Raw genomic sequence first — 11,908 nt, 5'->3', positions numbered from 1 at the left:
GGGTATGCGGTTCCTGTTGATTGAGGACAATGAGGCCTTGGCAAAGGCGGTGCTGGATCGTCTGGGCATGGACGGCCATGTGGTCGATCACGCGGGCGATCTTGAGACGGCGATGGAGTTCACCGCGACCACCGATTACGACCTGATTTTATTGGATATTATGCTGCCAGACGGCGACGGGCGTAGTTTTCTGACGCATCATCGTGCGGGCAAATCTTTGACACCAGTGATCGTTTTGACAGCGCGTTCCGAGGTCTCGGATCGCGTCGGGATGCTCGATCTGGGCGCAGATGATTACATGGTCAAACCCATCGATTTTTCCGAGCTCGAAGCACGCGTTCGGGCAGTTCTCAGACGGCGCGGGGGCGAGGCGCGCAATGTGATTGCGATGGGAAATCTGGAATTTGATTCTCTGGCCGGCACCCTGAAAATCGCGGGCAAAGAGACGCAACTCAGGACGCGAGAGCTGCGCCTGTTTGAGATTTTCATTAACGCTCCGAACCAGATTTTCTCGAAATCCAAACTGGTGGACCGGCTGTTTTCTTATGACGAAGAGGCCTCCGAGAACGCCATCGAAGTCTATGTCGGCCGCCTTCGCAGACACCTCACAGGATCGCAGGTGATGATCACCACCGTCCGCGGTCTCGGCTATAAGCTGGAAACTGAATGAAACGGCCTAACATCAAAGGCTCTATACGCCAGCGTCTGGTTGCTATGCTCTTGCTGAGCGCTGGCGCGATTGGGGTATTGCTATATCTGGTCGTGCAATCCGTCGCCTCGCAGATCGCGCAGGAAAGCCAGGACAATATCCTCGCGGCCTCGGCGATTTCCATTTTAGACAGTGCGCGGGTGCAGCAAGGCGAGATTTCAATCGACCTGCCTTACTCTGCCCTGTCCATGCTGGACAGCGTGACCGACGAGCGTGCATTCTATGCGATCCGGTTGAATGACGACTTCCTGTCTGGCTATGAAAAACTGCCACGATCCAAGGATTTCGCGGGCGGCGACACGACCTTTCAGTCGGCCAGCTATCTGGGTCAGGACATCCGTATCGCCTCGACCCGGCGCAGCTATTCCATCGAAGGCGAGCAGGCCTTCTTGGAGGTCTCGGTGGCGCAAACTCTGACAGGCCTCAACCAGACTCTCGCGCGGGTATCGCAGATCGCTTTAACGGTGGGCGTTGGGTTTTTTCTGTTTTCCGCCGTTGTCGCACTGCTGATCGCGCTCAGCACCATCCGCCCGCTGCACCGCCTCACGGAATCCGTATCCCGACGCGGCCCGGCCGACTTGCGCCCTGTCGCGGCCCCTGTCCCGACCGAGATGGCGCCGCTGGTGCTGTCGCTGAATTCGCTGATGGGTCGGCTGCAAAAATCCCTGTCGCAGTCCGAGCATTTCATCGCCGAAGCAGCCCACCGTGTGCGCACTCCATTGGCCATCGTGCGCACGCAGGCCGAAATCACCCTGCGCCGGGTTGAGAAAGAAGAGAACCGAAAGTCCGTCCGCGAAATGATCCGCGCGATTGACGAGAGCTCGCGCACGGCTGGGCAGCTTTTGGATCATGCGATGGTGACGTTCCGAACCGACAATCTGGCGGATGAAACGGTCGATCTGAGCGAGCTGGTGACCGACGTGGTTGAGCGGCTCAGCCCGTTGTCCGATCTGAAGGATATCGAAATCGCCATTTTGAAACTGGAGCCCGTCGCGATCAAAGGCGATGCAATCCTGCTGCAAAGCGCGCTCCACAACATACTGGACAATGCGATCAAGTATTCCAGCGGCCAAACCCAAGTCGCGCTGTCCTTGACGAAACAAGACGGGTTTGCCGACATTGTCATTTCGGATTCAGGCCCCGGTTTTCAGGACGGCGACACCGAGGCGCTGTTGAAACGCTACGCGCGGGGCCAGAACGCCGAGGGGGTCGTCGGCTCTGGGCTTGGTCTAACGATCGTAGACGAGGTCATGCGCGCGCATGGCGGGTCAATCACGCTGTCTAACAACGCAGGAGGCGGAGCATGCGTCACCTTATCCTTTCCCTTGGACTGACCCTTTGGGGCAGCACCGGCACGGCCTTTGACGTCGAAGACCAAGCGGTCTTTGGCGACCCTGACGCGTCCAGCACTCTGCGCATCCTGTCGACGGCGGACATCAGCTTTTTTACGCCAATGATCCTGTCCTATCTTGAGGCCAATCCAAACGTCGCCGTAGATTATACCGTGGCCAGTTCCACCGATGTCATGGCAGCATTGTACGAAGAGCAGCACTCGTTTGACCTCGCGATCTCGAGCGCAATGGACCTGCAGACAAAACTCGCCAATGACGGGCTTGCGCGGGTGCACTCTACCAACCAGACCGCGCGGCTTCCGGACTGGGCCGTCTGGAATGATATGGTCTTTGCCTTCACCCAAGAACCCGCAGCTTTCGTGATTTCCAATAAGGCCTTCGAAGGGTTGGACCTGCCAGAAGACCGGCAAGATCTGATCACCACCCTGCGGCAAAACCCCGAAATATTTGAAAGCCGTGTCGGCACCTATGACATCCGTCAATCCGGCGCGGGATATCTGTTTGCGACCCAAGACGCGCGCGCCTCGGATACCTATTGGCGGCTGACCGAAGTGATGGGGGCTTTGGACCCCAAACTCTATTGCTGCACCTCGAATATGATCGACGCTGTGGTCAGCGGAGAGCTCGCCATCGCCTACAACGTCCTTGCCAGCTATGCAGAAAAACGCGCGGATTCCGATGCTTTCACGATCATCCTGCCGTCGGATTTTTCCATCGTGATGCTGCGCACCATGTTGATACCGACCACCTCGGCGAACCCCGATCTGGCCGGGACCTTTTTGGATTTCGTTTTGGGGCAGACCTTTCCCAAAGGCACATCACCACTGCTGCAATCTGAAATGCTCGCAGAGGCGAACGAGAACTCCCTTCACCGGATCGCTTTGGGACCGGGCCTTTTGGTCTATCTCGACCAGTTCAAGAACAAGAGTTTCATCCGCGAATGGGAAAGCGCGATCCTGCAGGAATAGGTTAAGCTGCGATCTGGTCCGCCTGCACAGGGCGCATGGTGGCGACGAGCTCGGCCACCTTCACGCCGAACTTCCGCATTTGCGAGCGGTTAAGGATGGTTCCGTTGTCCACCAGATACATCCAGTCCACAACGCTTAGGACATGGCCGCCGGCGTCTTGGGGCAAACGGATTTTATATTTCATCTGAAACGCACAACCCTCGGCGCGCCCATAGCCTTGGCCCACCAGATCATCGGCATCCGCGATAATGCTGCCATCGTTGCTTTCTGTCAGACGCCACTCGCGATCCTGCCGCAAGCCGCTTGCATAGACAAAATTCTCTTGCAAACGGCCGGTCGCGCCGGACCAACTCCCGTGCATGTCGGCCACGAACCGGGACACGACCTTGCCCGTTGGACCATAGATCATCCCTTCCGAGATCAGCGGTCCGTTCAGATGTGTACGAATGTCAAACACCGGCGTAGTGCCGATGTAATCCGTGATGGATTGGGACTTGAAACCAGGCAGTCTAAGCATGCTCAATCTCCACTTGCACGACGTCCGTTTGGCCAACGGCAAAGGACGCGGCGCAGATTTCTAGGTAAAACATCCAGTTACGAATGAACGCATCATTGTGCCCCAAACCGATGATGCGGTCGGTCTGTGCACGTAGCCTTTGGGCCCATTGCCGGCAGGTCTCTGCGTAGCTTTGACCAAAGGCGAAGTTGTCAGTGACCTTCAACCCAGCCTGGCGCGCCTGATCCGAGATCACGGCATCCGACAGCAACATGCCGCCAGGAAAGGTGTATTGGCGAATAAAGTCGCTGCCGCTGCGATAGAGGTCAAAGTAGTGGTCCGGCACCGTGATCGCCTGAACGACGGCCTTGCCCGACTCCGACAGGCTGCGTTTGAGCGTCGCGAAATAGCTCGGCCAATAGCGCTCGCCCACGGCCTCGATCATCTCGATGGACACGATGTTGTCGAAGGTGCCTTGCGTCTCACGATAGTCCTGCAGATTGATCTGCGCCCGCCCGTCGAGACGTGCGTCGGCAAAGCCGTGCTGGCTGGGCGAAATGGTCAGACCCGTCACAAAGCGGCCCTGATCGGCGGCGCGTTCGGCAAAGCCTCCCCAGCCGCACCCGATTTCCAGCACGCTCTCACCAGAGCTGAGTTTGGACAATACGCGGTCGTATTTTTTCTTCTGCCCGGTTTCCAGATCGTTATCGCCTCCGTCAAAAATGGCTGACGAATAGGTCATGCTGGGATCGAGCCAAAGCTGATAGAACTCGTTGCCAACATCGTAGTGGGCCTTGATGTTACGCGCCGCGCCGATGCGGGAATTGGCGCGCAGGATGCGGTCGACGATCAGGAATTTGATGCGGTTGAAGGACGTCGGATAGGCAAAGTTGCGAAACAGTTCCATGTTCTTGATCGCAACCGACACCAGCGTCTCAATCGACGGCGTGTCCCAAAGCCCCGCGATATAGGTCTCGCCCATGCCCACATCTCCGCGCGCGGCAAGTGAGGTCACCACAGACCAGTCGTGGATGTGCATCTCTGCCTCAGGCCCACTGTCCCCGAAGTTGAAAAACGCACCTTCTGGCGTCTTCAGGCGCAACCGGCCGTATTCCAGTTTCTCACAGGTCGCTAAGAACTCTTTCTGAATCGCCGCTTTCAAAATTGGCATTACGAGATCTCCTCTTGGGGCGGCGCAGGGCGCGGTCGGTAGGTTTCGCCTTGGAGCTTAAGCTTCAAAGCCTGCCAATAGATAAGCACAATTGTGCGCAAAGCCCCAAATGGACGCTTGAACAGCAAGCCAAGAATTGTACGCGACCGCAGTGGCGCACGATGTCCTGCGAGGTTTGCAAAGAACCCGGCCCCGTCCTCAGACAAGTTGATCTTGATCGAGAGCTTTTCGGCCAAGATGTTGAAATTGAAGAGATACTCTCCGGACACCTCTTGAAACGGTGAAACATGCATTTGCTTCTTGGCCGACAAAGTAGCGTCGGGCGAGATCACTGAACCCTCTGGCACGCAAAGATAGTTGTGCCGGTCTCCGAACGTGTTGTTGACCTCTGCAATCGCGCCGACAAGCGCGCCATTTCGCATCGCGAGCCAGAAACTGACTGGATTAAAACCCACCCACAAGAACCGCGGTTGCGTGAGCAACAGGATCTGCTCAGACCGCACGCAATGGTCATCAAAGACCTGCTCGGCCCAAGCAAGCCCGCTGCCGGACCCTCGTTGACCGCCGTGGTCGCGATCCCACACAGACAACAGATTGAACCGGTTGCGCGAGAACAACGCTGGCCCCTTCGTCGCCTTCGGATCGATCATCACGAAGTCCACGTTGTAGCTGAACGTGCGAGCGCCAGATCCCTTGCGCCGATGCACCGTGCGGGCCGCGATATGTTCGGGCCAGTGACTCATGCGGCCATCGCCATTTTCTGCGAAGTCATCGCCCGCGCCACACGCATGGCGCTGGCGAAACCGTCCTCGTGGAAGCCATGCCGCAGATAGGCACCCGCAAACCATGTGTTGCGCATACCCTGTATGTCAGCAATGGCGCGCTGAGCTTTCAGGGCGGCACCATCAAACACCGGATGTCTGAACATTTTCTGATCATAGATCAGTTCTTCGCGGACGGGAGTAGCTGGGTTAAGGGACACAAACATCGGATCGTCTTCGCGGATATTCTGCAGTTTGTTCATCCAATAGGTCACGCCGATCTCGGCACGTTCATCCACCAGATCGGCCTTATACACCCAGGACGACCAACACGCCCGCCGCATTGGCATCTGAGCTTCGTCACAATGCAGGATCATGTGGTTATCCTGATAACGCAGGTTCCCCAAGGCCGTGCGCTCATCCATGCTCGCATCTGTCAGCAACCGAAGCGCATCGTCGCTGTGGCAGGCCATGACCACCTGATCGAAGCTTTCCGCTTCCGATCCCTTGGACGAGACAATCACACTGCCCTGAACACGGCGCACGGCCTCAACCGAGCTGCCTTCACGAATATCGACGCCCCGCGCAACGAGGTTTGCGCGCAGGCGGGTCACATAGGATGTCGAGCCGCCCGAGACTGTCCACCATTGATGCTGACCCTTGTGGCTGAGCAAGGCATGGTTGCGGAAGAACTGCACCAAGGATTTTGCCGGGAAGGCGTCGATCTCGGTTGCAGGCGTAGACCAGATCGCACCGCAAATCGGCATCAGGTAATACCGGCGGAACCACTCGCCCAAATTCATCTCGCGGATCAGATCGCCAATGGTGACGTCATCCGTTTTGGCCAAGGCTTCGGCCTGCGCGTTGAACCTAAAGATGTCGCGCACCATGCGGTAATAGGACGGGCGGGCCAGATTTTGCTTCTGAGCCGTCAATGCGTTCAGGCTGCGCAGGCCATATTCGATGCGACCGCCGTCAATCGTGGCGCCAAAGCTCATGTCGGATTTCTCGACCGGCACATCCAGATCCTGAAACATGCGTGTCAGATGCGGGTAGTTTACATAGTTGAACACGATGAAGCCCGTATCCACCGGCTGATCCCCGTTGCGCCCCGCAACAACCGTGCGCGCATGACCGCCGAGCGATGTCTCGCCCTCATACAGAGTGACGTGAAACTGATCGGCCAATTCATACGCCGCAGCCATGCCCGAGATCCCGCCCCCTACAATAGCGATACGTTGGCGAAGTGATGAAGGAAGGTCAAAAGACATGTAAGCTCCGGTTCTGCTTTCGGAATTTACGTGCGCCGCCGTAGGCTGGATCACATTTGGCCAGAGATTTTAAAGTTTTTTGATCCGAGACTTCACCCATTGCGTAATCTCGATATGCTGACCTTGGACCAAATAAAGACCAAAGACCTTGAGGGCGCCCAGATTGCGCCAGCGGGCGTCGAGTCTTCAAAGGACAAAAGGGCAGTCGTGGCGAAAGGCTACTCGGATCAAACTGGCTGGATGATTGCCGTGCGCGATGCGCGCGACAAAGCGGCCTTTGGTCTGTTGTTCGATTATTATGCGCCGCGACTGAAGGGCTTTGTGATGCGATCCGGCACGGGCAACGCTCAGGCCGAAGAGATCGTGCAGGACGTCATGCTGACGGTCTGGCGCAAGGCGCATCTTTTTGATCCGCAACGGGCTCAAGTCAGCAGCTGGATCTATCAAGTGGCACGCAACCGGCAGATCGACATTATCCGCCGCGAAAGCCGCCCGGTCCCCGAAGAACTGAAACCGCCGGACTCCACGGATGAAGACGCAAGTCAGATCATCGCCTTGGATCAAGAAGCGCAACAGTTGCGCCAGGCTCTGGCGCGCCTCAAACCTGGCCAACGGGAAATGGTCGAGAAAGCCTATCTGGGCGATCTGACCCACGCAGAAATCAAGGCCGAGACTGGTCTGCCATTAGGAACAATCAAATCGCGCATCCGACTGGGGCTGGAGAAGCTGCGACATGAACTCAAGGACTTGAGAAGCCCATGACCTCATTCTCTCAGGACATCACACATCACATTTCCGAACCGCTCTTGGCCGCCTATGCCGCCGGTTCGCTGGACTGGCATTATTCGCTGGTTGTCGCGGCACATGTGTCCATGTGCGACGAATGCCGTGCGCGTCTTACTGCGCATGAAGCAGCTGGTGGGGCCGTTATGGAGTGCTCTATGGCGCAGGACATTTCCGCGGATTGTAAATCTGACGTAATGTCGATGCTTGATAGCCCGGCAAAACCAGACGCACCCGTCTATTCGAAATCGGGCGTGTTTCCGGCCCCTGTAATGGCGGCGCTGAAAGGAAAACCGCCCAAGTGGAAGGCTGTCGGATTTGGAGTGCGTCAATCGATTCTGCATTCCGATGCATCAGGATCGGTGCGCCTGCTATATATCCCGGCGGGCGAAGCTGTGCCCGAGCACGGACATCGCGGCATCGAACTGACGCTGGTTCTGCAGGGATCGTTTAGCGATGAAACGGGCCGCTTTGGCGTCGGTGACGTCGAGATCGCCGGAGACGATCTGGATCATGCTCCGATCGCGGACAAAGGCGAGGCCTGTATTTGTCTGGCAGCCACCGGAGCACCCTTGCGGTTCCATTCGCTGATACCGCGGATTTTCCAGCCGATTTTCCGGATTTAAGTTGAGGAGAGGGGGCGTTGCCCCCTCGGCCTGATCGGCCTCACCCCCAGAGTATTTTGTGCAAGATGAATGCGCTGTTTACAGCAGCGCACCCATGGCTTTGCCGGTGTCAACCATGCGGTTAGAGAAGCCCCATTCGTTGTCATACCAGCTGACAACACGCACGAGACCTTCGGATGTGACGCTGGTTTGTGGCGAGGCAAATGTGGAGGAATGGGCGTCGTGGTTGAAATCCATGGACACGAGCGGGCGATCTTCATAGGCCAGCACGCCTTTCAGCGCGCCCTCGCTTGCGGCTTTGACGGCCGCGTTGATGGCTTCGACGGTCGCGGCTTTTTCTGGAACGAAGGACAGATCGACCAAAGAGACATTCGCAGTTGGAACGCGGATGGCGGAGCCTTCGAGGCGACCTTTCAGATGCGGCAGAACCTCAGAGATCGCACGGGCTGCGCCGGTGGACGTCGGGATCATGCTCATCGCCGCCGCACGGGCGCGATAGAGGTCTTTATGCGCCGCGTCATGGGTTGGCTGGTCGCCGGTATAGGCGTGGATCGTTGTCATATAGCCGGTTTTAATGCCGAAGTTATCGTCCATCACCTTTGCCAAAGGCGCGAGGCAGTTGGTCGTACAGGACGCGTTGGACACGATCACATCATCCGCCGTCAGGTCGCCGTGGTTCACACCGTAGACTACGGTCCGATCTGCGTCTTTGCCGGGGGCAGAGATCAACACACGTTTGGAGCCATTCTTCAGGTGCAGCGCCGCTTTATCGCGCGCGGTGAAGATGCCGGTGCATTCATAGGCAATATCAACGCCATCCCAAGGCAGCTCTTCAGGGTTGCGGATCGCGGTCAGTTTGATCGACTGGTTGCCCACTTTGATCACGTCGCCCTCGACAGTGACCTCTGCATTCAGGCGACCATGGACCGAGTCAAACCGCAGCAGATGCGCCAAAGTCTCTGCCGGAGCCAGATCGTTGATGGCTACAACATTCACGTCACTCACATCATTTTCAATGATTGCTCTCAGTACATTTCGGCCAATCCGACCAAAGCCATTGATGGCGATATTCAGGGTCATCGTATCTTCTCCGGTTTTGTCGCAGCGCTCTCAATCGATGGTGAATATGCGCGGCGGTCCGTGTTAGCGGTAACAAATTTGCGCAACCGCTACCGCTAACAATAGGGAAAATCAAGTGGGATCGCGGTCAAATCCGCTTGTCCAAGGGGGGACCGCGTCAAAAAGCGCGCATTTGGTCGCATCTCAGAGATTGATCCTTGAAAGGGCTTCCTCTAAAAGCAGCCTCAAATGAGTCCCCTGCGCGCAAACCATGCCCTAGGGACTCGTGAGTGACACTGGACCATGCGGCGCGGGCTTTCCCTAAATGCTGCAAACCCCTTCTGAGACAGGTGAAAGGCTAAAATTCAATGACCGACACATCGAAGCCAGACGTATTGTATACAATTGTAGACGAAGCGCCGGAGCTGGCGTCTGCATCCCTTCTTCCCATCATCCGTTCCTTTGCTTCTGCAGCAGGTTTGAACGTTGGCACCAAGGATATTTCCCTGGCGGGCCGCATCATTTCCACCTTCCCAGAAAGCCTGCCCGCAGACCTGCAGCAGTCTGACGATCTGGCGGAACTGGGCACTCTGGTGAAAACACCGGAAGCCAATGTGATCAAACTGCCAAACATCTCGGCATCGGTCCCACAGTTGGTGGGCGCGATCACCGAGCTGCAGGAAAAAGGTTACACCCTGCCGGACTACCCGGAAGATCCTCAGTCAGACGAAGAAAAAGCGATCCGCGCGAAATATGACGCGATCAAAGGCTCCGCGGTGAACCCTGTTCTGCGCGAAGGCAACTCTGACCGCCGCGCGGCGAAGGCCGTTAAGAACTACGCGCAGAACAACCCGCATTCCATGGGTGCTTGGGTTGCTGAGAGCAAAACCAAAGTCTCTTCCATGCCGGGCAATGATTTCTACGCGAATGAGGTCTCTGCAACCATCACTGCAGCCCAAGCCGGTGACGCGAAGATCGAATTCGTCGGCAAAGACGGCAGTACAACCGTTCTAAAAGACGGCTGGCCGCTGGACGAAGGCACCATTGCAGATGCGACCTTCATGTCCGCCAAAGCTCTGGCGACCTTCCTTGCCGGTTCCATCGAGGACACCAAAGCCGACGGCACTATGTTCTCTTTCCACATGAAAGCCACCATGATGAAGGTCTCTGACCCGATCATCTTTGGTCACGCGGTCAAAGCTTGGCTCGGCCCTGTGTGGGATGCGCATGGTGAGGCTATTGCCGCGGCAGGCGGTTCCCCGAACTCTGGTCTGGGTGCGGTTCTGGATGCCATCGACACACTGGACAACGCCGATGCGATCAAAGCAGAGATCGCGGCGCTGGATCGTCCGTCCATGTATATGGTGGATTCCGACAAAGGCATCACCAACCTGCACGTGCCATCTGATGTGATCATCGACGCCTCTATGCCAGCGGTCATCCGCGCGGGCGGCAAAGGCTGGGATGAAGCAGGCAATAAGGGCGACACCAACTGCGTGATCCCGGATCGCTGCTACTCGACCGTTTATGACGAGACCATCAACTTCTTTAAGGCCAATGGCGCGCTGGACGTGACCAAAGCGGGTGCAGTCGCAAACGTCGGCCTGATGGCGCAGAAGGCTGAGGAATACGGCTCTCACCCAACCACATTTGAGGCCCCAGCGGACGGCACCATCCGCATCGTTCTGGCCAATGGCGAGACGCTGCACAGCCACGACGTGGAAGCAGGCGACATCTGGCGCTCTTGCACCGTTAAGAAAGCACCGATCGAGAACTGGATCCAACTGGCGATGGACCGTCAGCGTCTGACAGGCTCTGAGGCGATCTTCTGGCTGGATGCGAACCGCGCGCATGATGCGCAGCTGATCGAGTACGTTAAGCCTGCGCTGGAAGCCGCCGGTGTGGCCGACAAATTCCTGACCATGGCGCCACGTGAGGCGACCCGTCAGTCCTTGGAAACCATCACGGCTGGCAACGACAGCATTGCCATCACCGGCAACGTGCTGCGCGACTATCTGACCGACCTCTTCCCAATTCTGGAACTGGGCACCTCCGCCAAGATGCTGTCCATCGTCAAGCTGATGAACGGTGGCGGTCTGTTTGAAACTGGCGCGGGTGGCTCGGCTCCGAAACACGTGCAGCAGTTGGTTGAAGAAAACCACCTGCGTTGGGACTCCATGGGTGAGTTCTGCGCGCTGGGTGAAAGCCTGAACTTCATCGCAGATGCGCAAGGCAACGCGAAAGCGGGTGTTCTGGGCGCAGCAGCAGAGATCGCGACGCAAGGCATTCTGGACAACAACAAATCCCCATCCCGCAAGGTGGGCGAGCCAGACAACCGCGACAGCCACTACTGGTTTGCGCGTTACTGGGCCGAGGCTCTGGCGGCGCAGACAGGTGATGCCGATATGGCAGCGCATTTCGCGCCAATCGCGGAAAAGCTGGCGGCGAATGAAGATGCGATTGTGTCTGAACTGGCAGCCGCTCAAGGCAAGCCAGCGGATCTGGGCGGCTACTATAAAACCGATCCAGTAAAGACAGCAGCGGTGATGCGTCCAAGCGCGACTCTGAACGCGATCATCGACTAAGTCGACCGCAGAAAAAGCGAAACGCGCTGCCCTAACAGGCGGCGCGTTTTTTTTGGTGGAGATAGAATAGAGAAAGGCGCCCGGGGGACAACGGACGCCTTTCTAGTGCCAGCGTGGGGTTGGCACA

11 protein-coding genes are annotated in these 11,908 nt (G+C 57.3%); 6 read left to right on the top strand and 5 right to left on the bottom strand.

Features of this window, described 5'->3' with window-relative positions; genetic code table 11:
* Positions 1 to 4 precede the first annotated feature (4 nt).
* The 3 genes from HZ995_RS06845 to HZ995_RS06835 are packed head-to-tail and all read left to right on the top strand — an operon-like array spanning position 5 to position 3,029.
* Positions 5 to 670 (top strand): response regulator transcription factor, encoded by a 666-nt coding sequence (locus HZ995_RS06845; RefSeq protein ID WP_209357917.1) that lies wholly within the window; start codon positions 5 to 7, stop codon positions 668 to 670.
* Positions 667 to 2,043, top strand: a complete 1,377-nt coding sequence (locus HZ995_RS06840; RefSeq protein WP_209357916.1) for a sensor histidine kinase — start codon at positions 667 to 669, stop codon at positions 2,041 to 2,043. The genes HZ995_RS06845 and HZ995_RS06840 overlap by 4 nt, the downstream gene beginning before the upstream one ends.
* Positions 2,013 to 3,029, top strand: coding sequence for an ABC transporter substrate-binding protein (locus HZ995_RS06835; protein WP_209357915.1), 1,017 nt, complete (start codon positions 2,013 to 2,015; stop codon positions 3,027 to 3,029). The genes HZ995_RS06840 and HZ995_RS06835 overlap by 31 nt, the downstream gene beginning before the upstream one ends.
* A 1-nt stretch (position 3,030) precedes the next feature.
* Here the strand turns inward: HZ995_RS06835 and HZ995_RS06830 are convergent, their stop codons facing one another.
* The 4 genes from HZ995_RS06830 to HZ995_RS06815 are packed head-to-tail and all read right to left on the bottom strand — an operon-like array spanning position 3,031 to position 6,728.
* Positions 3,031 to 3,546: a DUF3833 domain-containing protein gene (locus tag HZ995_RS06830; protein WP_209357914.1), complete on the bottom strand. Its 516-nt coding sequence runs from the start codon at positions 3,544 to 3,546 to the stop codon at positions 3,031 to 3,033.
* The gene (locus HZ995_RS06825) at positions 3,539 to 4,696 is read right to left on the bottom strand and encodes an SAM-dependent methyltransferase (protein ID WP_209357912.1); all 1,158 of its coding nucleotides are present in this window, start codon (positions 4,694 to 4,696) and stop codon (positions 3,539 to 3,541) included. Before HZ995_RS06825 ends, HZ995_RS06830 begins: the two co-directional genes overlap by 8 nt.
* Positions 4,696 to 5,439: a DUF1365 domain-containing protein gene (locus HZ995_RS06820; RefSeq protein ID WP_209357911.1), complete on the bottom strand. Its 744-nt coding sequence runs from the start codon at positions 5,437 to 5,439 to the stop codon at positions 4,696 to 4,698. Before HZ995_RS06820 ends, HZ995_RS06825 begins: the two co-directional genes overlap by 1 nt.
* Positions 5,436 to 6,728, bottom strand: a complete 1,293-nt coding sequence (locus HZ995_RS06815) for an NAD(P)/FAD-dependent oxidoreductase (protein ID WP_209357910.1) — start codon at positions 6,726 to 6,728, stop codon at positions 5,436 to 5,438. The genes HZ995_RS06820 and HZ995_RS06815 overlap by 4 nt, the downstream gene beginning before the upstream one ends.
* Before the next feature lie 240 nt (positions 6,729 to 6,968).
* On the opposite strand from HZ995_RS06815, the gene HZ995_RS06810 reads away from it, so the two are divergent.
* Together HZ995_RS06810 and HZ995_RS06805 are read left to right on the top strand one after the other, a co-directional pair.
* Positions 6,969 to 7,490, top strand: coding sequence for a sigma-70 family RNA polymerase sigma factor (locus tag HZ995_RS06810; RefSeq protein WP_209358188.1), 522 nt, complete (start codon positions 6,969 to 6,971; stop codon positions 7,488 to 7,490).
* Entirely contained in the window at positions 7,487 to 8,137 is a 651-nt protein-coding gene (locus HZ995_RS06805; protein ID WP_209357909.1) for a ChrR family anti-sigma-E factor, read from the top strand. The genes HZ995_RS06810 and HZ995_RS06805 overlap by 4 nt, the downstream gene beginning before the upstream one ends.
* 78 nt (positions 8,138 to 8,215) lie before the next feature.
* Here HZ995_RS06805 and gap read toward each other — a convergent pair whose 3' ends face one another.
* Positions 8,216 to 9,217 (bottom strand): type I glyceraldehyde-3-phosphate dehydrogenase, encoded by a 1,002-nt coding sequence (gene gap, locus HZ995_RS06800; RefSeq protein WP_209357907.1) that lies wholly within the window; start codon positions 9,215 to 9,217, stop codon positions 8,216 to 8,218.
* Positions 9,218 to 9,564: 347 nt separating this feature from the next.
* Between gap and HZ995_RS06795 the strand changes: the two genes are divergently transcribed.
* Positions 9,565 to 11,781, top strand: a complete 2,217-nt coding sequence (locus HZ995_RS06795; protein ID WP_209357906.1) for an NADP-dependent isocitrate dehydrogenase — start codon at positions 9,565 to 9,567, stop codon at positions 11,779 to 11,781.
* The last annotated feature ends 127 nt before the right edge of the window (positions 11,782 to 11,908 follow it).

The sequence above is a fragment of the Cognatishimia activa genome, from assembly GCF_017798205.1.
Taxonomy (GTDB): domain Bacteria; phylum Pseudomonadota; class Alphaproteobacteria; order Rhodobacterales; family Rhodobacteraceae; genus Cognatishimia; species Cognatishimia activa_A.
This window is presented reverse-complemented; position numbering and strand designations above follow the sequence as displayed.